Origin of the sequence: Enterocloster sp. 210928-DFI.2.20 (assembly GCF_020554465.1) — a bacterium.
In the GTDB taxonomy this organism is placed as follows: Bacteria; Bacillota; Clostridia; order Lachnospirales; family Lachnospiraceae; genus Enterocloster; species Enterocloster bolteae.
This window is the reverse complement of sequence record NZ_JAJCHK010000005.1, coordinates 57854-81426: the sequence shown is the minus strand read 5'-3', so window position 1 is coordinate 81426 and position 23573 is coordinate 57854. Positions and strand designations below refer to the sequence as shown.

The 23573-nt window shown below is 48.1% G+C and carries 21 protein-coding genes; 19 read left to right on the top strand and 2 right to left on the bottom strand.

Going from position 1 to position 23573, the window contains the following annotated elements; genetic code table 11:
• The first annotated feature begins 2 nt into the window (after positions 1 to 2).
• The 4 genes from LI015_RS07115 to LI015_RS07100 all read left to right on the top strand — a co-directional run bounded on the left by LI015_RS07115 (position 3) and on the right by LI015_RS07100 (position 3839).
• Positions 3 to 791, top strand: coding sequence for an electron transfer flavoprotein subunit beta/FixA family protein (locus LI015_RS07115; RefSeq protein ID WP_227124368.1), 789 nt, complete (start codon positions 3 to 5; stop codon positions 789 to 791).
• Positions 792 to 815: 24 nt separating this feature from the next.
• Positions 816 to 2030, top strand: coding sequence for an electron transfer flavoprotein subunit alpha/FixB family protein (locus LI015_RS07110; protein ID WP_002572635.1), 1215 nt, complete (start codon positions 816 to 818; stop codon positions 2028 to 2030).
• On the top strand, positions 2012 to 3406 hold the full coding sequence (locus LI015_RS07105) for an FAD-binding oxidoreductase (protein WP_002572634.1): 1395 nt from the start codon (positions 2012 to 2014) through the stop codon (positions 3404 to 3406). The genes LI015_RS07110 and LI015_RS07105 overlap by 19 nt, the downstream gene beginning before the upstream one ends.
• Positions 3407 to 3542: 136 nt before the next feature.
• The gene (locus LI015_RS07100) at positions 3543 to 3839 is read left to right on the top strand and encodes a hypothetical protein (RefSeq protein ID WP_002572633.1); all 297 of its coding nucleotides are present in this window, start codon (positions 3543 to 3545) and stop codon (positions 3837 to 3839) included.
• Between the two features lie 115 nt (positions 3840 to 3954).
• Here LI015_RS07100 and LI015_RS07095 read toward each other — a convergent pair whose 3' ends face one another.
• Positions 3955 to 4935, bottom strand: a complete 981-nt coding sequence (locus tag LI015_RS07095) for a LysR family transcriptional regulator (protein WP_002564936.1) — start codon at positions 4933 to 4935, stop codon at positions 3955 to 3957.
• Positions 4936 to 5105: 170 nt separating this feature from the next.
• On the opposite strand from LI015_RS07095, the gene LI015_RS07090 reads away from it, so the two are divergent.
• The 13 genes from LI015_RS07090 to LI015_RS07030 all read left to right on the top strand — a co-directional run bounded on the left by LI015_RS07090 (position 5106) and on the right by LI015_RS07030 (position 20715).
• Entirely contained in the window at positions 5106 to 5807 is a 702-nt protein-coding gene (locus LI015_RS07090; RefSeq protein WP_007038222.1) for an RraA family protein, read from the top strand.
• A gap of 91 nt (positions 5808 to 5898) precedes the next feature.
• Entirely contained in the window at positions 5899 to 6927 is a 1029-nt protein-coding gene (locus LI015_RS07085; RefSeq protein WP_002564934.1) for a hydroxyacid dehydrogenase, read from the top strand.
• Between the two features lie 129 nt (positions 6928 to 7056).
• Complete coding sequence (locus tag LI015_RS07080) at positions 7057 to 8325, top strand: sodium/glutamate symporter (RefSeq protein WP_227124367.1); 1269 nt, start codon at positions 7057 to 7059, stop codon at positions 8323 to 8325.
• 36 nt (positions 8326 to 8361) lie between these two features.
• Entirely contained in the window at positions 8362 to 9774 is a 1413-nt protein-coding gene (locus LI015_RS07075; protein ID WP_002564932.1) for a DASS family sodium-coupled anion symporter, read from the top strand.
• A 19-nt stretch (positions 9775 to 9793) separates the two neighbouring features.
• Positions 9794 to 10939: an amidohydrolase family protein gene (locus tag LI015_RS07070; protein ID WP_227124366.1), complete on the top strand. Its 1146-nt coding sequence runs from the start codon at positions 9794 to 9796 to the stop codon at positions 10937 to 10939.
• A 12-nt stretch (positions 10940 to 10951) separates the two neighbouring features.
• On the top strand, positions 10952 to 12052 hold the full coding sequence (locus LI015_RS07065) for an iron-containing alcohol dehydrogenase family protein (RefSeq protein WP_002564930.1): 1101 nt from the start codon (positions 10952 to 10954) through the stop codon (positions 12050 to 12052).
• A gap of 278 nt (positions 12053 to 12330) precedes the next feature.
• The gene (locus LI015_RS07060) at positions 12331 to 13434 is read left to right on the top strand and encodes a mandelate racemase/muconate lactonizing enzyme family protein (RefSeq protein WP_002564929.1); all 1104 of its coding nucleotides are present in this window, start codon (positions 12331 to 12333) and stop codon (positions 13432 to 13434) included.
• Positions 13435 to 13458: 24 nt separating this feature from the next.
• Positions 13459 to 14859, top strand: coding sequence for an ABC transporter substrate-binding protein (locus tag LI015_RS07055; RefSeq protein ID WP_227124365.1), 1401 nt, complete (start codon positions 13459 to 13461; stop codon positions 14857 to 14859).
• A 72-nt stretch (positions 14860 to 14931) separates the two neighbouring features.
• Positions 14932 to 15834, top strand: coding sequence for a carbohydrate ABC transporter permease (locus tag LI015_RS07050; protein ID WP_002564927.1), 903 nt, complete (start codon positions 14932 to 14934; stop codon positions 15832 to 15834).
• 13 nt (positions 15835 to 15847) lie between these two features.
• A complete protein-coding gene (locus LI015_RS07045; protein ID WP_227124364.1) occupies positions 15848 to 16687 on the top strand; it encodes a carbohydrate ABC transporter permease in 840 nt (279 codons plus the stop codon).
• An 11-nt stretch (positions 16688 to 16698) separates the two neighbouring features.
• Positions 16699 to 17841: a galactonate dehydratase gene (gene dgoD / locus LI015_RS07040; protein WP_227124363.1), complete on the top strand. Its 1143-nt coding sequence runs from the start codon at positions 16699 to 16701 to the stop codon at positions 17839 to 17841.
• A gap of 39 nt (positions 17842 to 17880) precedes the next feature.
• The gene (gene argH / locus LI015_RS07035) at positions 17881 to 19410 is read left to right on the top strand and encodes an argininosuccinate lyase (RefSeq protein WP_227124362.1); all 1530 of its coding nucleotides are present in this window, start codon (positions 17881 to 17883) and stop codon (positions 19408 to 19410) included.
• Positions 19411 to 19548: 138 nt separating this feature from the next.
• Positions 19549 to 20715, top strand: coding sequence for an ROK family transcriptional regulator (locus LI015_RS07030; RefSeq protein WP_002564923.1), 1167 nt, complete (start codon positions 19549 to 19551; stop codon positions 20713 to 20715).
• Between the two features lie 66 nt (positions 20716 to 20781).
• On the opposite strand, the gene LI015_RS07025 is transcribed toward LI015_RS07030, so the two are convergent.
• A complete protein-coding gene (locus LI015_RS07025) occupies positions 20782 to 21273 on the bottom strand; it encodes a VOC family protein (RefSeq protein ID WP_002564922.1) in 492 nt (163 codons plus the stop codon).
• Positions 21274 to 21403: 130 nt separating this feature from the next.
• Between LI015_RS07025 and LI015_RS07020 the strand changes: the two genes are divergently transcribed.
• Both LI015_RS07020 and LI015_RS07015 read left to right on the top strand, forming a co-directional pair.
• Complete coding sequence (locus LI015_RS07020; protein WP_002572625.1) at positions 21404 to 22303, top strand: AraC family transcriptional regulator; 900 nt, start codon at positions 21404 to 21406, stop codon at positions 22301 to 22303.
• Between the two features lies 1 nt (position 22304).
• The gene (locus tag LI015_RS07015; protein ID WP_002572624.1) at positions 22305 to 23456 is read left to right on the top strand and encodes a metallophosphoesterase; all 1152 of its coding nucleotides are present in this window, start codon (positions 22305 to 22307) and stop codon (positions 23454 to 23456) included.
• Positions 23457 to 23573: the final 117 nt, after the last annotated feature.

Below are 23573 nucleotides of genomic sequence, written 5' to 3'. Positions count from 1 at the left end.
CTATGGAAATTCTTGTTTGTATTAAGCAGGTGCCGGGAACTGCTGATGTTGAGGTGGATTCAGTTACCGGCGTGCTGAAAAGGGATGGAGTGGAATCAAAGTTAAATCCATATGACCTTTTTGCACTGGAAATGGGATTTGAAATGGCAGAAAAAGAGAATGCACGAGTAACTGTGATTACCATGGGCCCCATGCAGGCGATGGAAGTGCTGAAAGAGGCTGTTTATATGGGAGCGGAATCAGGAGTGTTGGTTTCTGACAGGTGCTTTGCAGGCGCAGATGTCTGTGCTACCAGTTATACGCTCTGTCAGGGAATACAAAAGGCAGGGACATTTGATGTCATTCTTTGCGGAAAACAGACCACGGATGGGGATACAGCCCAGGTGGGACCGGAAATCGCTGAATTTATGGGGATTCCCCATGGTGCAAATGTGATGGATATAACTGATATAGGTGAAAATGAAATTACCATACGAATGAACCTGGAACATAGAATACAGACTCAGCGGATGAAAATGCCGTGTCTTTTGACTGTGGAGAAGGATGCAAACACACCCAGGCTGCCTTCTTATAAGAGAAAACTGAACATGTCATTGGATTGTCTTAAGACGGTATCGTTAAAGGAACTTAGTGATCAGGACAGTAAACATTATGGGCTTGATGGTTCTCCCACCCAGGTAGAACGGATTTTTCCACCAGAAAAGAAAAAAGATAAAGAAATAGTAGAAGAAAACGGACAGAAATTAGCCCGATATTTGATTCATATTCTTCAAGAGAAAAAATTTCTGTAGCTACTGACCGGGAAGGAGAAACGTATGGCGAAAATAAAAGTCAATCAGGACAGAGTCACGAAGGATATAGCAAAACAATTAGAAGAACTCTGCCCTTTTGGAGCGATTTCGGAAGAGAACGGTATATTATCTATATCATCCGGATGCAGAATGTGCCGCATATGTGTGAAAAAAGGGCCGGCCGGAGTAGTGGAGTGGATTGATGAGGACTTGGGAGATTGTGCTGTCGAGAAAGAAAAATGGAAGGGGATTGCTGTATATATTCAGATGGATGGAGATAGAATTCATCCGGTATCACTGGAGTTAATAGGAAAAGCAAAAGAACTGGCATCAGTGATACAGGCCCCTGTTTACTGTCTGCTTATTGGAAATCGTGTAAAAGAAAAGGCTGAGGAATTGCTGTATTATGGGATCGAACGGGTATTCCTGTACAATCATCAGGAACTGAACGATTTTAACATTATGACATATGCAAATGTATTCTCTGATTTTATCGAGAATGCGAAGCCTTCGTCCATATTGGTGGGAGCCACCAGCGAAGGCAGGTCATTGGCACCAAGGGTGGCCGCGCGTTTTAGGACAGGTCTGACAGCAGACTGTACGGTTTTAGAGATGAAGGATAATTCGGATTTGGTTCAGATAAGACCGGCATTTGGTGGCAATATTATGGCTCAGATAGTGACACCCAGACATCGGCCGCAGTTCTGTACAGTGAGATATAAGGTGTTTTCTCAGGCAGAGCGAAACCAGTTCCCCAGTGGTTCTGTAGTAGACATGGAGATAAGTGATGGTTTTTTTGATGCATCTGTTCAGGTCCTTTCAAATGAAGAAAAGACACGGCAGGCAGATATATCAGATGCGGAAACTATCGTGGCTGTGGGAAGAGGCGTGAGAACCAAGGCGGATTTAGAAATTATAAAAGTGTTTGCTGACCGGTTAGGGGCTCAGATGGCCAGTACCAGACCATTGATTGAGAATGGATGGTTTGATGCAAGACAACAGATAGGGCTTAGCGGAAGAACCGTAAAACCCAAACTGATTATTACCATAGGTATTTCCGGAGCCGTTCAGTTTGCTGCGGGGATGAAAGGATCTGACTGCATCATAGCTATTAATAAGGATAAAAAAGCACCAATATTTGATATTGCCAATTATGGACTCGTCGGTGATTGGTACGAAATCTTACCGGAGCTGGCCAATTGGATGAAGGAGGGGGAGATATGGACAAGAATCGGATGAATCAGGAATGTATAGATGATATTAAGGCCATGTTTCCGCCGGAACGAGTGCTGATTGGAGAAGAAATCAGTGAGGACTACGGGCACGATGAATTGGGGGATGTATTTTCAATGCCTGAGATTCTCATAAAAGCAGTTAGTACAGAGGAAATAGCAAATATCATGAAGTATGCTTCCGGCCGTGACATTCCGGTAGTAGTGAGAGGGGCAGGTACTGGTTTGGTGGGAGGAGCAGTAGCCACTCATGGCGGTATCATGATAGAAACCACGGGAATGAATCATATTTTAGAGCTGGATCGTGAGAACTTGACCGTTACGGTTGAACCGGGAGTACTTTTGATGGAACTGGCAGAATATGTGGAAGGACAGGGGCTGTTCTATCCGCCAGATCCAGGAGAGAAGTCAGCCACCATAGGGGGCAATATCAGCACAAATGCAGGCGGAATGCGGGCGGTAAAGTATGGGGTCACCAGGGACTATGTGAGAGGACTGACGTTGGTTACAGCGGCAGGAAATATTCTGGAACTGGGAGGCAAGGTGGTAAAAAACAGTTCTGGATACAGTCTGATGAATTTGATAATCGGCTCAGAGGGAACACTGGGAATTATCACAAAAGCCATTTTAAAACTTTTGCCGCTTCCGCAAAAAACAGTCAGTCTGCTGATACCATTTCATACTATTTCTGATGCAATTGAGACTGTACCTAAAATCATAGAGTCCCAGGTCCAGGCTGTAGCCATCGAATTTATGGAAAGAACGACGATTCTTTTCGCAGAAGATTATTTGGGAAAAAAGTTTCCTGATACCTCCAGTGACGCCTACATTTTGTTGACATTTGACGGAAACGGCAGAGACGAGGTGGAACATAATTATAGCAGGGCGGCTGATTTATGTCTCAATAATGGGGCAAAAGATGTGTTTTTGGTAGATACAGATGAGCGAAAACAAAGTGTATGGTCTGCAAGAGGGGCTTTTCTGGAGGCGATTAAGGCGTCTACAACGGAGATGGATGAATGCGATGTGGTGGTTCCCAGAAGCTATGTGGCAGATTTTATTAAATTTACGCATCAGACTGCAGCAGAATTGAATATGAGGATTCCAAGCTTTGGCCATGCCGGAGATGGTAACCTCCATGTGTATCTCTGCCGGGACCAAATGGATGAAGATACATGGAGGAAAAAAAAGCAGGAGGCCTTTGAACGGATGTACAGAAAGTCGGAAGAATATGGAGGGCTTGTATCTGGTGAGCATGGAATTGGCTTTGCAAAGAGAGAGTACCTGAAACATCAGCTGGGTGAGGAACAGATGGGGCTGATGTCGGGAATCAAAAGTGTGTTCGATCCAAAGGGAATTTTGAATCCTGGAAAAATTGTATAGATATAATTGTTTCATATGGTCCGGTTCTTGTGCCGGACCTTTTAAAATATGACAAGTAGCTGGATGGAGAGAAGCTGGTTTTAACATTGTTTAATTGGAGGGCTGGGGAAAACATGAAGAGTAGTGGGGGTATGGTGTGAGCAATGAGAAGAATGCTTTTGAGCAGCTGTTGTCTGAGGTGGAAATACCGGAATTTGGAACTATACAGGCAGGACAAACAGTTGCAATCACTGCAGGCGCAAAGCTGCCTGTTGTCATGCTTACGGATGATTCGGCTCTGCGTTTTTGCCTGCAAACATGTGTACGACGTGATGCCAGCCGAAACGGACGGATTGTATGGCTGAGAGATACAGCGGATCTGAGCCGATTTTGGATATCCGAACAATTGATTGAAGAGGCGGCCAAAGATAATAGAATGACCGTAATAGGATAAACACAGGCCATCACATTTGAAGATACGATGCGCCTGTTTTGATGAGACAGATATAAAGCAGATAAAGCGCCAGGCATTTCCCGGTTCAAACTGAGCAGGGAAACGCCTGGTGTTTTTACTGCAGTGAAATAGAGGACGAGTTTACCAGTTCCTCAATCGGAATCTGCTCAACCTCATGGAAATATTTTAGTATCAGTTCCTGAAAATACTGCGTATAGGTGGAGAGATAGCGGTCCTTGTGATGAATCACGGATATCTGCTGAAGGAGGGGCTCTCCCTTGCAGTACAGCGGAAATACATTGATATCCTCAGAGATTTCACCCTTCTGGTTCAATATGCTGTTGCGGGTGGCGAAGCATGCGGCAAGGCCTTTTAGGCCGATGGATGTGCTGATCTGCACATAGGCGCTGGTGGTGTAAATGTTGGGGACAAATCCGGCCTCGTCAAAGCATTTCTGGATATTCTGACCCATGCGGTTATTGAGAATACAAAAAGGCAGCCTGGAGAAATCTTTTACATCCGCCATGTTTCGGGCCTTTCGTTTTAAATCCTCTGTCCCGTCGCCATAATATTTCCGAAGCAGTGTATCGGCAGCACAAAGGTAAATCTGGTCGGACATCAGGGGTTTTTCCTCTATACTGGGATGTTCGCCCCCGGATATGACGATGGCCAGGTCCAGGTCTCCGCTCAGAATCAACTGTTCCAGCCGCTTGGAGTTCATGTCGGTGATACGGATTTCCACATTGGGATACCGGGATGAGAACTCAGGCAGGATATCAGGCAGGCTGGCGCTCATGCGCAGGGTGCTGGCGCCGAACAGGATAAGGCCCCGTTTCTGCTTCTGTATATCTGCCAGAATATCCATAAGGTTTGCGTTTTCACGGTTCATGGTCTCTGCAAATGACAGTACATACTCTCCGGCATATGTAAGGGAGAGGGAGGGCTTACGGTTCAGCAGCTTTACCCCGTAATATTCCTCCAGTCTCATGATATGGTTGCTCAGTGTCTGCTGGGATATAAATAAACGGTTGGCAGTGCGGGTGATGTGCAGATCCTTGGCAAGCTCCGAGAAGTAATACAGGCTTAGTGTATCCATGATTTCAACCTCCACAAATTTATTTTGTTAAAAACTTGAAAATACATTGTTTGATTTGTGATTAGCTATATATTACAATAAAACTATCAGGAAAGCAAATGGTTTTAAGGAAAATTACAACAAAAAACTCGCAAGGAGTCAAGTGTTTGGTAAGAAAGGAAGGTAATGTTATGTCAGTAGGGAAACGTATTTATCTAAAAAGAGAGATGCCGGACATGGAGGTAATGAACCAGTTTAAGTCCATACCGGCCTCCAACACAGCGGATGTCATGGGAAGGAGCTGTGCCATGAACCCGCGCATCCGCCTGGTCAGCAGTCCAAAGGCGCAGATGATGGTGGGACCTGCCTACACGGTTAAATGCAGGGCGGGTGACAATCTGGCCCTGCACGCAGCCCTCAGCATGTGCAATGAGGGGGATGTGATTGTGGTTTCCAATGAGGAGGACAGTACAAGAGCCCTGATTGGCGAGGTCATGATGGCATATCTGCGGTATACAAAGAAGGTGGCGGGCATTGTTCTGGACGGTCCAATCCGCGACATCGACGAGATTGGCAAATGGGATTTTCCGGTTTACTGTACGGGAACCACCCCGGGCGGTCCTTACAAGGAGGGACCGGGCGAGGTCAATGTACCAATAGCCTGCGGAGGAATCAGTGTGAACCCGGGCGACATCATCCTGGCAGATCCGGACGGTGTAATCGTCATTCCGCGCAAGGACGCAGCGGTCATTCTGGAGGAAGCCAGGAAATTCCAGGCAGCAGATGAGGCCAAGCTGGAAGCTTCCAAAAACGGCACAGCCAAACGTGAGTGGGTGGACAAGGCGCTGGAGGCAAAGGGATTTGAAATTATTGACGATGTTTACAGGCCATAATCAATCGTAAATTGATTTGGTGCCCCAAACCTTACGTATATAAATGTAAATCACATATTATAAAAGAAAATTCACAGGGAGAGATAAGAACATGGGATGGAAGATTTTATTACCACAGGAAATCATGGATGAAGGTGAGCAGTTATTAGTGGATGCAGGACATACCCTGATTAGGGGACGCGGCTTTGAGACAGAGGACGTGCTGGCTGATATGAAGGAGCACCGGCCGGATGCAATGATTGTGCGTATTACGCCAATCACCAGGGAAGTAATCGAGGCCAACCCCAACCTGAAGGTGGTGGTACGCCACGGTGCAGGATTTGACGCACTGGATGTAAAGGCATGCCATGACAACGGGGTACAGACCCTGTACGCGCCGGTGGCAAACAGCACCTCAGTGGCAGAGACAGCCATGCTTCTGATGCTGGAATGCAGCCGCAATGTGATTGAACTGAGGAAAATATGGGTTCAGGATTACTACAAGGCAAAGCTTAAGACCAGAAAGACTACAGTAAACGGCAAGACAGTGGGTATCATCGGATGCGGAAATATCGGAAGCCGTCTGGCCGTGCGAGCGCTTGGCATGGAAATGAATGTCCTGGCCTATGACCCATATAAGAAAGCGGATGAATTCCCGGAGGGAGTTGAGGTGGTAAGGGACCTGGATCGGATTTTCAAGGAGAGCGATTACGTTTCCCTGCATGTGCCGAATACCCCAATTACCCGCGGTATGGTAAACAAGGAGCGTCTGGAAATGATGAAGCCGACCGCTTTCCTGATTAATACGGCAAGGGGCGGCTGTGTTGTGGAGCAGGATCTGTACGAGGCATGTAAGAATAAAACCATTGCAGGTGCGGGACTGGATGCCATCCAGAAGGAGCCGGTGGATCCTGCCAATCCTCTTCTGACCCTGGACAATGTAATCATTTACCCACACATTGGAGGAAACACAATGGAGGCAGCGCACAGGGCGTCCTATTTTGCGGCCATGGGAGTACAGGAGGTCTATGAGGGGAAGGAACCTACCTGGCCAATCAATGATATTGATTATGTGACTGCGCCGACTTATACAGACACGAAAAAGCCAAATAAGAAAAGTTCCGGTATGTTTGACTTTTAAATCATGGCAGGACAGAGTTTCATGCTATAATAAAGCTTGAAATTACAGGAGAAGACAGAAAAGAAAAACGGGGGATTTATCATGACAGTGTCATCTTTATGCAATGATATGTTAATATTGGCGGTTTTTATGCTGGCTGGTTTTTTCATCCGGGAGATCTTTAAGCCGGTACAGAAGCTGTTCCTGCCCTCGTCCCTGATTGGCGGACTGCTTCTGCTTCTCCTGGGCCATCAGGCCATGGGTATCATTGCGGTGCCGGAAAGCTTCCATGAACTGCCCGGTGTGCTCATTGACATTGTCATGGCGTCCCTTGTGTTCGGGGTTAATTTCAACCGGGAGAAGATCAGTTCCTATCTGGATTACTCCTGTGTTACCATGACCTCCTACGGGATGCAGATGTGCCTGGGTGTAGGCCTGGGCTGGGTTCTGTCAAAGATATGGACCGGACTTCCCCAGGGATGGGGCGTCATGGGCGTTTTCTCATTCCATGGAGGCCACGGAACAGCCGCTGCCGCGGCGTCTGCTTTTCAGAAGCTGGGCGTGGACGGCAACATGGCAGTGGGAATGGTGCTGTCTACCTTTGGCCTTATATTTGCCATGGTTGTGGGAATGGCCATGGTCAATTATGGGATCAGAAAAGGATGGGGTACATATGTAAAGGAGCCAAAGAAACAGCCTTCCTATTTTTACGGCGGGACTCTGCCCCAGGAAAAACGGGCTGCTTCCGGCCATACAGTGACAACCGCCATCAGCATCAACCATCTGGCGCTTCAGATATCATGGCTGCTGGCAGCACTGTTTCTGGGAAGGACCATTTTCCATTTCCTTGGAACCTGCATTCCCTTTTTTACAAAATTACCGGGTGTGCTCCACGGCGTGTTTGGAGGAGCCATCCTGTGGAAGATACTTAAGATGACGAAGCTGGACCGGTATGTGGACATAAAGACAGTTAAGATGCTCAGTGGATTCTTTCTGGAAATCGTGGTGTTTACAGCCATGGCAACACTGAATCTGGAGTTTGTCTCTACCTATATAGCGCCTGTCCTGATATATACGGTTACTATCTGCGGATTGACGGTCCCCCTGATTTTTTACTTGTCTTACCGTTTCTGTAAGGATGAATGGTTTGAAAAGGCATGTATGGCCTTTGGGGCTGCCACCGGCAACACATCCACCGGGCTGGCCCTGGTGCGCGCAATCGATCCGGACTCCCAGTCAGGGGCGGGAGATACCCATGGTGTCTATTCCACCATCATGTCATGGAAGGATATATACGTGGGCCTGACGCCTGTGTGGCTCATGAATGGAATCGCACTGACATTCGGAGTGGGTTTTGTCATGATGATTGGGTTTGCCGTGACTGGTTTTGTGTTTTTTAACAGAAGGAAACGCCGGTAGAAACTGCCGGCTGATTGGAACATATGGAGGATATATATGGAAAAGAAACGGTTTTTAAAACTATTCCTCATAGCTGCCGTAACAATTGCTATCTGGAACATACCGGCGCCGGCCGGATTGGAAGTGGAGACCTGGCATATTGTGGCGCTGTACCTGGGGCTGCTGCTGGGACTGGTAATCAAACCATTTTCAGAGCCGATCATTACTCTGATTATCGTGGGCATTGCAGCCATGTTCATGGATACATCCATCCTGCTAAAGGGATATGGGAATAATATGGCATGGTTTATCGCTATGGTAACCATTGTCTGTACTGCGTTTGTAAAGACGGGGCTGGGCAGGCGTATTGCCTATAACCTGCTGCTTAAGTCCGGCAAGAATACCCTGAGTCTGGGCTACATTATGGTATTTACAGACCTTGTATTAAGCCCGGCAACCGGTTCCAACTCTTCCAGGACAAGCATTATTTATCCTATTTTCCAGAATATTGCGGAGGGCACTGGTTCAAGCGCCAAGAATGCACCCAGAAAGCTGGGCGCCTATCTGACCGTACTCATGTACGCAAGCTCTCAGGGAACATCAGCCCTGTTCCTGACCGGTATGGCCACTAATGCCATAACCGTGTCCCTGATTACCGAGATGTTGGGAATTACCCTTACCTGGGGAACCTGGTTTCTGGCATCCATTGTACCGGTAGGCCTGTTTTTGCTGCTGGCTCCCTATGTGATTTACAAAATCTATCCGCCGGAACTCAAATCCCTGGATGACATCAAGCCGCTTGCGCAAAAGGGGTTAAAGGAGCTGGGAGCTGTTACGTCTGCTGAGAAGAAACTGTTTGTCCTGTTCCTCCTTGCCATTCTGGGATGGATGTTCGGACCGAAGCTTCCGGTTGTCAACCTGAGCATGCAGGTGGTGGGCTTTGTGTTCCTGGCACTTGTTCTGCTTCTGGATGTGCTGGACTGGAATGATGTAATGGCTGCCAAAGGGGCCTGGAGTATCTTTATCTGGTACGGCGCTTTCTATGGCATTGCCTCAGCCCTGTCATCAGCCGGATTTTATACATGGCTGGCAGACCAGCTGGGTGTTGTGCTGGATCTTTCCCAGATGAACGGCATGGCAGTAACCGTGATTCTGGTGCTGGTCAGTCTGGCGGTGCGCTATTTCTTTGTCTCCAACAGCGCGTTTGTGGCATCCTTTTATCCGGTGCTGTTCTCCCTTGCAGTGAATACAAAGGCAAACCCTATGGTGGTGGGACTGCTGCTTGCATTTTTCGCCAGCTTTGGAGCCCTCCTTACCCATTATGGAAACGGAGCCGGCCTTATAACCTTTGCGTCGGACTATGTGCCCCAGAAGGACTTCTGGAGAGTGGGCACCATCATGGTGGCAATGGCCCTTGTTATTTTCTTTTTGATTGGCCTTCCTTATTGGAAACTCATTGGTCTTTGGTAAGATACCCGGAGGTGGTAGAATGTTAGATTTATTGATTAAGAACGGACATGTGATTGACCCGGCCAACCGGACCGATCAGGTAGGAAACATAGCGATTTATAACGGCAGAATTACCAGATATGAGGAAGGGGAGCCGGCAAGGCATGTGGTGGACGCCGCGGGAAAATATGTGTTTCCCGGACTGATTGACGCCCATGCCCATATGTTCCAGGAAGGCACGGAGATCGGCATATATCCGGATGTGGCCTATCTGCCAACAGGAGTCACGTCTGCCATAGATTTTTCGGCCGGCGTTGCCAATTATCCAATCTTCAGGTCGGCAGTGATTGCCAGGAGCAGGGTTACCATCAAGAGCTTCCTTCAGGTGTGTTCCGCAGGGCTGACCACAACCAGCTATCATGAGTGTATCAATCCGAAATTTTTCAACCCGGAAAAGATTGTCCGTATGTACCATGACAATCAGGACAATATCCTGGGGCTTAAAATACGCCAGAGTGAAGAACTGGCAGAGGGACTGGGCATTGAGCCGTTAAAGGAAACGGTACGTATAGCCGGCATGGCAGGCTGTCCGGTGGAGGTTCACTGCACCAACATCCCGGTACCCACCAGTGAGGTGCTTAAGGTTCTGCGTCCCGGAGATATCTTTGAACATGTATACCAGGGAGTGAAGAACACGATCATTGATGAAAACGGCAAATTGTACGACTGTGTCAGGGAAGCCAGGAAACGGGGAATTATCTTTGACACGGCAGAGGGAAGGAAGCACGGTGATTTTGACGTCATGCTTAAGGCCAAGGAACAGGGATTTATTGCGGATATGTGCAGTACGGACCTGGTGTTGGGAAGTATGTTCAGACGCCCCATTTTTTCACTGCCAAACCTGATGTCCCGGTATATCTGTATGGGAATCCCCATGAGCCAGGTGGTCAGCATGGCCACAGAGCGCCCGGCCGGACTGATGAAAATGCAGGGAGAGATTGGATGCCTGTCGGAAGGGGCCAGGGCGGATGTGGCCATCTTCCGGTGGATGGATTTCAAACAGACCTATAAGGACTGGAAGGGGACTGCCTTTACCGCGGATAAACTGCTGAAGCCCGAGATGACGGTAAAGGACGGGCAAATCATGTATTGTGCCCCGGATTATATTTATGAGGATTGGGTATAAGTGGATACTGTGATGGGAAACGGGATAAACAATGGGATGGACAGCGCTGTCAAATTCGGTGCAGGAAGGTATCGCCAGGGCAGAGGCGTACTGGAACACTGCGGACAGGAGATAAGGCGGTTTGGAAAAAAGGCTTACATTGTGTCCGGTCCCAGGGCTTTTGACGCTGTAAAGGACCGGCTGCTTCCCGGTCTTACAGAGGCCGGAGTGGAGTTTGTTGCTGAGATTTATGACGGCGTATGCAGTTATGAGGCGGCGGAAGCCCTCGGTAAAAAATGTCTGGACGCGGGATGCGACGAAGTGGTGGGCATTGGAGGCGGCGTCATCATGGACTTGTCAAAGGCAGTGGCTGGAAAAGCGGGAGTGGGCGTTATCAATATCCCTACCTCCATTGCCACCTGCGCCGCCTTTACAGCCATGAGCGTCATGTATACGCCCCAGGGAGCCATGAAGGACAATTGGAGATATGAATATGAAACAGACGGGGTATATGTGGACCTGGATGTGATCTCCGGGTGCCCCTGCCGCTACGCGGCGGCCGGAATACTGGACGCCATGGCAAAGAAGATAGAGATGCTTAACGGCAGGCCTGCCATGGAGCCGGATACGGCTGCCTTTGATTTATATACAGCGTACAGGATGTCTGAATTTGCCTATGATTTGCTGGAGCGGTATGGACACCAGGCCATAGAGGATATAAGGCGGGGGACGGTGACAAAGGCAGTGGAGTATGTCACCTACATCAACATTGCGGTCACAGGCATTATCTCTAACATTACAAGGAGCTTTAACCAGTCGGCCCTGGCCCATATGATATACTACGGAATCAGAACCTGTTTTACCAGGGAGGCAAGGCAGGCCCTTCACGGGGAAATAGTGGCAGTGGGATTGTTTGTCCAGCTTCACTATAATGGCCTGGGAGGGGAGATGGAGAACTTGAAGGAGTTCATGAGACATCTGGATATGCCTCTGTCCTTAAGGGAACTGGGGGTGGAGGCAACGGAGGCTAACCTTCTGATACTGGAACAGTATCTTGCTGATTCGCCGTATGTGGAGAGGACGGAAAAGGGGCTGGGGATGCTGCATGAAAGCATAAGGAAACTGTCTGAATGAAAATATAATATTTAAACGTACCGGGAAGATTCTGAACTTCCCGGTATTTTTTTGTGTTTTCCCCTGTACATTGGAACAGCCGCCCAATAACAACACGAAGCAGAGCATAAACCCAGGGACAATTGCCATTTTTGACTGTAAAAGTTATTTAAAATAATTTTGTAAATAAATTTTACAAAAGTTATTGACATAAAGTGTGGCGTAGTGATATAGTGTTAATAGAAAAAGGAATAAGAATAGTAAAACATACAAAATGCATAATAAATGGGAGGTCCGAAATGATAATTACAGATATCAGGATTCACGCATATTCCGCTGCCTACAAAAATCCGATTCGGAACGGCAAATATACATATCCTGCAACTGAAATCGTAATATGCGAGGTAGTAACGGATGAGGGGGTAAACGGTGTTGGATGGGTCCATGGCTCTGATATGGTGATAAAGGCAATGCTGAGTTTAAAAGACAGGGTCATAGGCCAGGATCCCTTTAACGTAGAGCGGATTTGGGAACGGATGTATCTTCCTAAAGTATATGGAAGAAAGGGGCTTGCTACTCGGGCAATCAGCGGCATCGACATAGCCCTTTGGGACATAAAAGGTAAGGTGGCGGGCAGAAGCGTTTGCCAGATGATGGGAGGATATGCCGACCGGATACCGGCTTACATAGCAGGCGGTTATTATGAAGAGGGAAAAGGATGGGATATGCTCCAGAGCGAAATGAAGGAAAACCTGAAGCGGGGAGCAAAGGCCGTAAAGATGAAAATAGGAGGCGTATCTATTAAGGAAGATTTGGAACGCGTGGACGCGGTACGGGATGCGGTTGGGCCGGATATACATTTACTGGTAGATGCGAATAATGCATATAACCGGATAGATGCTCTGAAAATGGGAAGGGAGCTGGAGCGCAGGAACATATACTGGTTTGAGGAGCCTTTATCACCGGATGATATTGAAGGCTGTGCTGAGCTTCAAAGAAAACTGGACATACCCATTGCCATTGGAGAGAATGAGTATACCAGATGGGGATTTAAACAGTTAATAGAGGCAAATGCAGCCCAGGTGCTGAATGCAGATGCCCAGGTGCTGGGCGGCATTACAGAGTGGAAGAAGGTAGCTGATTTAGCTATGTCGTCCCATGTGCTGCTGGCACCTCACGGAGACCAGGAGATACACGCACATCTGGTGGCTTCTGTTCCCAACGGCCTGATTGCGGAATATTACGACAATAATACAAACGCACTGCTAAAAGATATGTTTCCGGAACCTATCAGGCTGAACGAATTGGGGCAGATCATGGTCCCCCAGGCGCCGGGGTTAGGGGTGGAGATTGAATATGAGAGAATACGTCCATACTGTACGTATTCTTCTGATGATAAATAATAAAAAATGATGGGAGGTACAAAAATGACAAAGAAAGGGAAACGGATACTGGGGGTTATTATGGGAGCAGCCGTCATGATGGCTGCGGCAGGATGCGGACAGAGCGCTGACTCCGGTACAAAGGATGCACAAGAGGTAAAGGTATCAGAAAACAACGCGGAGAATGTAGATTCCGCCCAGGCAGAATCTGCAGAGGAAGCGACAGGAACCATTGAGATGTGGTCCATGCTGACACAGCAGGAGAGGGCCGATGAACTGCAGAAGCTGGCCGATTCTTATATGGAACAGAATCCGGGAACACAGATTAACATTACAGTCATGCCATGGAGCGGGGCCATGGACAAAATTGTATCAGCTATTATGGCAGGAAACGCACCGGATATTATGGTGACAGGAACGGGGTATCCCCAGTCCTTGGCTGGTACGGGAGGCCTGCTGGAGCTATCTGACCTTGTGGAGGAAATAGGGGGAAAGGATGCGTTTTTAAGTACATCGTTAACTGTTCAGGGGGCATATGAGGATGGATTATATTCTGTTCCTCTTTATATCACTCCTTATGTGGCTTATTACAGGGACAGCTGGCTGAAAGAGGCCGGTATCGAGACTCTGCCCACAACCTGGGAAGAGTATTACGATATGTGTAAGGCCGTGACAGACCCATCCAAGGACAGATATGGTTTTGCCCTGCCTTTGGGAGACCTCCACGCCTGGAAAACGATTTGGAGTTTCCTGCAGGCCAATGATGTGGACCTTTTAAATGTGGATGAAAATGGTGAGTGGTATATTGACCTGGACGATGAAAGCCGGGCCGCCATGGTGGAAACATATGACTACCTCTACAAATTAGTGAAGGACTGCGCGCCGGAGGGAACCGTGGGTTATACACAGACAAATGTCAGGGAAATGGTGGCAGGCGGTACTGTGATGAGCCGAATCGACACACCTGAAATTTACTATACACTGCAGTCCGTTGCCCCTGATGACATGGATGATGTATCTTATTTTAAAATACCCGGAAGAAAAAAGACAGGTTCCGGACAGGGATGGGTTGGATTGAGTATTTCTTCCGACGGCAATACAGGACTGGCAAAGGATTTTGTGAGATATATGTTTACAGGTGATAACATGGTTGACTTTTATCTCAGCTATCCATATGCCATGTTCCCAGCCAAGGAAGATCTCTTCCAGAACACCAAATATCAGGAAAATCTTCCTGACAATCTGAAAGAAATGGTACCGGATATGGCGCTTGATATTCTGTCAACATCCAATGGTTTAGGCATGGTCAATGGACCGTTCCCGGGCGCCGGCGAGTTTGAATCCCAGTGTATTCTGGGCAATGGCCTGATTAAGATGCTTTCAGATGGGTATAGTGCGGACCAGGCAGTGGATTATATTGTGGGCGAACTGGAGAAACTGTTATAATCATTTTGGGAGTGGATATTCTGAGCAGACACAGCAGAATATCCACTCTGTCTAAAAGGGGGTGGATACCGGATGTCCGGTAACAGGAAAAAGAAAAACAGGACGAGTACTCAGGGAACCTTGCTTTATATGCCGGCTATTCTGATTATATTTGGAATTGTGGTATATCCGATGCTCTATGCTCTTGTAATGAGTTTTACAGGCTACAGCGTCAGAAAACCGGTCATGAACTTTGTCGGGATAGCAAACTATATAAAGATATTACAAGATGCCTCATTCTGGCAGGCAGTGGGACGGTCGCTTATCTTTACCTTTGGCTCACTTATACCGCAGGTTGTATTAGGGCTGGCCATTGCCATCCTTTTGAATCATCCGGACCTGCGTTTTAAGGGGCTGTTCAGAGGACTGGTGATAATGCCGTGGCTGGTGCCCACGGTAGCGGTTGCCATGATATTCAGGTGGATGTTTCATGACATTTACGGGATCATGAATTATATATTAATAGATCTGCATGTGTTAAAAGAACCCGTAGCGTGGATCGCCAATGAACACACAGCCATGTTTATCCTTATACTGGCCAATGTCTGGCGCGGCGTGCCAATGCTTATAACCATGTTCCTTGCGGGCCTTCAGGGGATTCCTTCTGACTTATATGAAGCGGGACAGATTGACGGGGCAAATGGCTGGAACCGGTTTTGTAAGATCACATTGCCGCTTTTGATGCCTGTTGTCATGGTATCAGGAATCCTGAGATTCATATGGACATTTAATTTCTATGATTTGCCATGGGTCATGACAGGAGGCGGACCGGCTGAGGCCACGCAGACAACTCCTATTTATGCATACAGGAGAGCGTTCAGCAGTTACAGAATGGGAGAGGGCTCTGCCATAACCATGATTCTATTTGTGATTCTAATAATATTTGCAGCAATTTATTTCATACTGAAAAAGCGGCAGGATAAGCTGTATGGCTAATGGGGGTGGACATGTGAACAGAAAAAACAGCAAGCTTCTGAAACTGATTGGAATACATATTCTGGCAGTGGCAGTGGTAATACCAATTATATTTCCCGTATACTGGCTGGTGGTTTCGGCACTGCAAAGTCCTCAGACCGTAACCAAGCTTCCGCCTTCCATCCTTCCTCAAACATATTCCCTGTATTTTGTGAAGAAGGTATTTACGGAATTTGGAATTGCCCGTTTCCTGTGGAACAGTATTTTTATTACGGTGGTTTCCACCATTCTTACACTGGCAGTTGCATGCCTGGCCGCATTCAGCTATAAGGCATATGAGTACCGGATGAAAGAGACATTCAGCAAAATGGTATTATTTGTATATATGTTTCCGCAGATCTTAATTATCATACCTATTTATCTGATGATGTCCAAGATGGGATTGATTAACACATACAAAGGGCTGATTCTGTGTTACATTGCATTTGAACTGCCTATCTGTATATGGACCATGCAGTCCTATTTTGAAACCATCCCGTCAGACCTGATTGAAGCAGCGGAGATAGATGGTCTGGCAAAAATCCAGACACTCTGGCATATATTCCTTCCTGTGGCATTGCCAGGGCTTGCGGCCAGCGGCATCATGACGTTTATCGGCATCTGGAATAACTTCCTGCTGGCCAACACGCTGTTAATTGATGAGTCAAAGAAAACATTGCCAGTGGTAATCGCGGACTTTAGTTCCAGAGACAGCATGCTGCAGGGGGATGTGCTGGCAGCCTCCATGATTGTATGCATACCTTCCTTTTTGTTTGCGCTGTTTGCCCAGAAGTATCTGGTGGGAGGTCTTACCAGCGGTTCCGTAAAAGGATAGGAGGAGTAAGGATGAAGATAACAGATGTAAGCACGCGGTTGATTGATCAATATATGTTTGTACGGGTGGATACGGATGAGGGCATATCGGGTGTGGGCGAATCCGGGGCATGGGCCTTCTTAGAAGCCTCAGAGGCAGTGGTGGAGACCTTCAAACGGTATCTGATAGGACAGAATCCTCTTTTGATAGAGCACCACTGGCAGTATATGTACCGGTGTTACCACTTTAGGGGAGCTGCCATCATGGGAGCGCTGTCAGCAATTGATATTGCCCTGTGGGACATAAAGGGCAAATATTACGGTGTCCCATGCTATGAGCTGTTGGGGGGAAAAGTACGGCATAAAGCCAGGGTCTATTATCATGTATTCGGATCCACCGGAGAAGAACTGATCCGGGGATGCAGGAATGCCAAAGCCCGCGGATTTACAGCAGTAGGGCATCTGACGCCCTTTGTGGATTCGGACCGCAGGGAAATCATGCCTCTTGAAAGCTTTGCCGCTAAAATAAGCAATGCGTCTGAACGCGTCTATCAATACAGGGAGGCGGTGGGAAATGAGGTAGACCTTTGTATTGAAATACACAGACAGTTAAATGTGCCGGAAGCAATTGCGCTGGGAAGGGAAATAGAACAGGCCAGACCCATGTTTTTTGAAGATCCGGTGAGACCTGACAATTTTGATGATATGGAAAAAGTAGCTGATAAAATACATATTCCCATCGCCACAGGTGAAAGGCTCCACACTTTAGAGGAATTTGGAATGCTTCTTTCACGTAATGCATGCCAGTACATACGCCCGGATGTATGCCTGTGCGGCGGAATAACACAGGCCAAAAAGATTGCGGCCCTGGCGGAAGCCAGGGGAGTTCTGGTGGTGCCCCATAACCCCCTGAGTCCGGTCAGTACGGCGGCCTGCATCCAATTGGCTGCGGCCATACCAAACTTTGCGATTCAGGAATATCCGCTGGGCGAGGACAGTGTACCTAAAAATAGGATAGTAAAATCCACTCTTACTCTGAAGGACGGCTATCTGACCGTGCCGGAGGGACCTGGAATCGGAATAGAGCTAAATGAATCGGCCATGAATGACTATCCGTACAAGCCGCGTTTATATGTGACAAAGCTGCGGGAGGACGGAGCTGTGGCAGACCAGTAGGTATATTATGAAAAGATGAAAGAGGAGGGCATAAGGGGCATGAGGCTGCCAGAGACATATACGGAATTAAGAAAGCAGACGCTGGAACAGGAAGGGATGAAATACCCAGGGAAGGCACTGGTTGCCATGGAGCTGGAACCTGGCTATGAGAGAGCTAAAAACCGGATGCTTCCCTATATTCAGGCAATAAATGAAGCCCATCTGATTATGCTGATGGAACAGGGGATTGTGGATGAAAACAGTGGAAACGTTATTCTAAAGGCTCTTGGGGAACTGGATCAGGAGTTCTATAAAAATACGGTGTATGATGGGCGGTATGAAGACCTGTATTTTTATATGGAAAGCAAGCTGATAGAGGCGACAGACGGTATTGCGGGCAATCTGCATCTGGCCAGGAGCCGCAATGACATGTGCGTGGCATGGTCCCACATGGCGGTGCGGGATGGCCTTTTGCAGGCCATGGAACAGTTCCTGTATCTGAAAAATGCCATTGTATTGTTTGCAGAGGAGCATAAAGACACCTTGTATGTAATTCATACCCATACACAGCATGCGCAGCCCGGATTATTGGGACATTATTTTCTCGGAGCCGCGGATATGCTGGAACGTGATTTTAAACGTCTGTGCAGAGCTTATGATGCAGTGAACCAGTCGCCCATGGGCGCTGCCGCAGTGACGACCACTGGTTTTCCTGTTTCCAGAGAACGGGTGGCAGAGCTGGCTGGTTTTTCAGGCATGATTGAGAATGCATACGATGCCATTGGAAACAGCGACTATTTGACGCAGACAGCCAGTGCGTTGGGATTGTGTGCTTTGGATATGGGCAGGATTGTTACGGATTTGCTTCTCTGGGCAACACAGGAAATGAATATGATTCATGTGGCGGACGGCTACATTTCCATAAGCTCCATTATGCCTCAGAAAAGAAATCCCATTGCATTGGAACATCTGCGGTCCTCTCTGTCTGTTCTGAAGGGAATGGCGGATACGGTACTGACCGGGTTTCTGAAAAGCCCGTACGGGGATATTTCTGATTATGAAGACATCGAGGATAGTGTATTTGGCTGCCTGGAGCTGTTCCAAAAAAATGTGCAGTTGTTCCGCGCAGTTATCAGTACGCTGGAGGTAAACAAAGAATTGCTTGAGAGCAGGGCCTATGAAAGTTTTTCCGTGGTTACTGATATTGCCGACCAAATGTACCGCTCTTATAAGATACCATTCAGGAAGGCCCATTCCTTTGTTAGTTTTCTTGTTAAAAAGGCAGGAACCATGAATTACAATTTAAAAAATATATCTGAAGAATTCTTTTCATCTGCCTATCATGAGTTCTTTGGAGAGCCTTTTGCTTTTGATTTTATGCCCATCGCCCAGTGTATCAATCCCTGGCATTTTGTAAAATGCAGAGAGGTCAGAGGAGGAACCGGTGATAAGGCCATGAAGTCCATGATTGACAGGGCAAAAAAAGAGGTTGAGGCAAACCTGTTATGGATACAGGAGCACAAAAAGCAGCTGCGTGAGGCCGCGGAGACGAGAAAACAGGTGATTCAAAAGAAGCTGGACAAATTCTAATTATGATATTGGGCAGCCGTTTTATACAGAGGAAACGGCTGCCTTTTATCTATTGACACTGGAAGCAGGGGCAAGATATAATGATGATGGTAATACGGAAAAATGTAAAAAGCATTGGGCCGTTACAGGAGGGGGAATATGAAGGGGAATAATCTCAGTGATGTGAAGAAAGCCAACAGGCAGGTGGTATACGAATGTATCTGGTCCCATAAGGCAGTCACCATGACAGATATAGCATATATGACCCATCTCAGCCGTCCGACCGTAACCAGCCTGGTACAGGAAATGACAGCGGACAACCTGGTGGTTAAAAGCGGTTACGGCACATCCAACGGCGGCAGAAATCCCGTGCTTTACCACGCAAATGCTGGTGCGGCCTATGCCATGGGAATCGACCTGGAGTTTCCTAAAGTGCGTATGGCTATCAGCAATCTGGAATGTGAGAATATCTGCTTTTCCGTCCGTGTCTATCCCAGGGACTCAGATAAAGACCAGATGATACGTCTGCTGAAACAGCAGATGGATGACTTGATTCAGGATTCAGGTATTGACAGAAGCCGGCTTTTAGGGGTTGGAATGGGCATTCCGGGAGTGATTGACTATAAACAGAACCATTCGGTGCTGTTTGAACGGATCGAGGGATGGGAGAACGTACCCATTGGAGATATCATACAGAGATATGTGGGTAAGCCGGTCTATATATGCAATGATGTAAACCTTCTTTCCTGGGCGGAGAGAAAAGCGGCCCATCTTGAGGATGTGCAGAATATGCTCTATATTGTTATCCGTTCAGGGATAGGCATGGCCATCTGGACAGACGGCAGCCTGATGCAGGGGGAGATGGGAAATTCAGGCCGTATCGGCCATATGACGGTTGATAAAAATGGACTGGAATGCAAATGCGGCAGCCGCGGGTGCCTGGGACTCTATACAAGCGAGAAGGCAATGATGCGGATATATAGCGAGCTTACAGGGAAAGAGATAAAGCAGGCAGGAGATTTGGTGCCTTTGGCAGAGAGCGGGGACAAGGCAGCCCTGCAGGTTTTTGAGACCTGCGGCAGGTATCTGGGTATCGGAATCGTGAATGTGGCCAATTTATTCGATATATCCGAAGTGGTGGTCTCTGCGTCCTTTGACGTTTCATATATTCTCAGGAATGCGCAGTACGCGCTGGATGTCAGGAAGATGAACACCATACGCAGAGAGGTGAAAATCAGAGAAGGATTATTGGCAGAAAGCGGGTTCGGCCTGGGTGGATGCCTTCTGGTCCTGGATAAAGAACACATGAGTCTTCTGGAGGGATAAATCCCTTTGAAGGCTCATTTTTTGACAGGCACCGGATGGCTCTATCCGGCTGCCCGCAGTTGTTTTTTACGCCACCAATTCAATTACATTTCCCTCCGGGTCAAAAACGCTGCTGCTGTAATGCTCCACCCCATAAAACCCCGGCTCACAGATAACATCATAACCTTCCATTATCAGCTGGCCGGTGAGTTCGTTGACACGTTTCCTGCTGCCAACCGTGAAGGTCAGACATACCGCATAGGAGGGGCGGGCCTGCATGGCAGGGGATATGGAGGATGGAGCGGAGGATATGAGTGCTGAGGCAAAAGATACGGAAGATAAGGCATCACAAATAACAGGCCGTTCCGGTATGAGCCTGATTTTCACTCCGCCCTCAAAGGACAGGTTGTACACGGTCCCGCCGAATGTGCTGTCTGCCAGGCCGGTATCCGCTTCCTGGCCATCTTTGCCGGCAGGGCGCGGCTCATCCGCGACCGCACCTAAATATTTCACATAAAAATCCTTCATTCTCTCCGGTTTTGCAGTATGGATGGCAATATAAGTTAACTTCATCTCCATAATCACTCCTTTGAAACAGAATCTCTTGCATATGTCCTTTTTTTTCATTATAATGGAGCTATAGAAAAATTTGTAATAATATAGCGGCTAAAAATAACAAAATCCTGTCTTGAGCTGGAGGAGACTTTAGATGCAGTTAAACTATCTGGAAGTAAATGGAAATTTGGAGGAAGTAACCTGCCACGGCACGCCTGCATTTCCCATGGAGGTGTATCTGGATGATCTGGATTTGTACCCGAACCGCAGTATCCCATGGCATTGGCATAAGGAATTGGAATTGGTCTACGTGCTGAGAGGCGCCATCGAGTTTCAGACCGGGGTCCGTTCTTACGTGCTTTCCAGCGGGCAGGGCGGGCTTCTGCCTCCTAATATGCTGCACATGGTCGCTCCCTATCACCATCAGCGCGGCAGCGCCTACTGCGCCGTGCTGGCGGACCCTTATCTGCTTCACGGCCTTTCGGGCGGATTGGTAGAGGCACAGTGCGCCTCCTTTATTACAGGGGCCGATGTGGATTTTTTTCTGTTGGACAATACATGTCCATGGCATAAGGAGGCATTGTCCTGCATACATGACATGTATCTGTGCGACTGCAGACGGCCTCCGGGGTACCTGTGGCGTCTCCAGATTCTGCTTCAGCAGACAGGGCTTACGCTGTACGAAAACATGGACTTAAAACGGGAAAAGCACACTTCCTATTCCGATGTCCCATACAGGCGGGTCCGTTCCTGCCTTACGTTTATCCACCAGGAGTATGCCAGGAAGATACGGCTGGAGGATATTGCCAGGGCAGCCAGTGTCAGCACAAGTGAATGCTGCAGGGATTTTAAGGAGATACTGGGCCAGTCCCCGGTGGATTATCTTATTTCCTACCGGGTGCGCATGGGAGAGTATCTGCTGACCCACACGGGTAAGAGCATTCTTGAAATTGCGCTGGCAGCCGGGTTTTCGGGAAGCAGCCATTTTTCCAATACATTTACCAGGTACATGGGATGCACGCCTCTTCATTACAGGAAGAGAGATGGAGTATAGGATGAAACTGATAAGCCTGTTTGCCGCACTTGCGGCTGTGATCGGATTGTTCGCCAATGCCGGACGGAAATTGTTCCAGTGGCTGGGGCCTCTTTTTCCGTGTATAGGACCCTTGCCCTATGGAATTGCCTACGGTCTGGCTGTCACCGGGATTCTGGGCGCTTTTATTGTGAGCCGTGTTCCAGGAAACGGCATATTTGCGCCTGTTTTTTATGTCTGCCACTATCTTCTGGGGTTTATTGTCTACATGGTAATGCTGGTTAATCTGGCAGGATTGTTTATGTTCCTGGCGGGACTGCTTCGTCTCTTGCCGGCGCCGCTGTCATGCAGGGCCGGCGTTGCCGCGGGAGCCATACCGCTGCTTCTTTCGGCGGCCCTTTCTGTGTATGGGGCAGTCCATGGCGCTGTGATACAGATAAAACCCTATGAAATCCAGATTGGGGGCCAGACACAAGAGAAGGCGCCTCTTCGGATTGCCCTAATCAGCGACCTGCATCTGGGGTATGTCATAGGAGAACATCACCTTGAAAAGGTCATTAACGCGGTAAACTCCACAAAGCCGGATTTGGTCTGTATTGCCGGAGATATATTTGACGGCGATGCCACGGCCCTGGCTGATGCCGGGACTCTTAAGGAACTGTTTTTGAAAATAGAATCGGTTTACGGTGTTTATGCCTGCCTCGGAAACCATGATGCCGGCCCCAGCTATGACCGGATGACGGAATTCCTCTCAGAGGCAGGTGTCCGGGTACTGCAGGACGAGGCCGTTGTGATAGACAGCCGTTTTGTACTGGCAGGAAGAAAGGACTCATTTCCTATCGGCGGGCAGGGAGAGCGGCGGGGGAGCCTGGAACTGCCTGAAAGGACAGAGGATCTGCCTGTGATTGTGATGGACCATCAGCCGGGAAATATCCGGGACTATGGGGAAGAGACAGACCTGATTCTCTGCGGGCATACCCATAAGGGACAGATGTTCCCCTTTAATCTGATTACGGATGCGGTTTTTGATGTGGATTATGGATATTACCGGGCATCCGTTGATTCGCCCCAGGTTATCGTCACCTCAGGCGCAGGAACCTGGGGGCCTCCCCAGCGGGTTGCCACGGACAATGAAGTGGCGGAGATACTGGTGATGCTTCCTGTAAGACAGTAAGGGCAGCTGAAGAAGGCATAAAGATACAAATAAGGACACATTCTTTGGCGAACCACGTTCTTGTTTTCAGACGGTATTTCTGTATGATGATAGATGATGGGCTGTTTTTCAGACTAC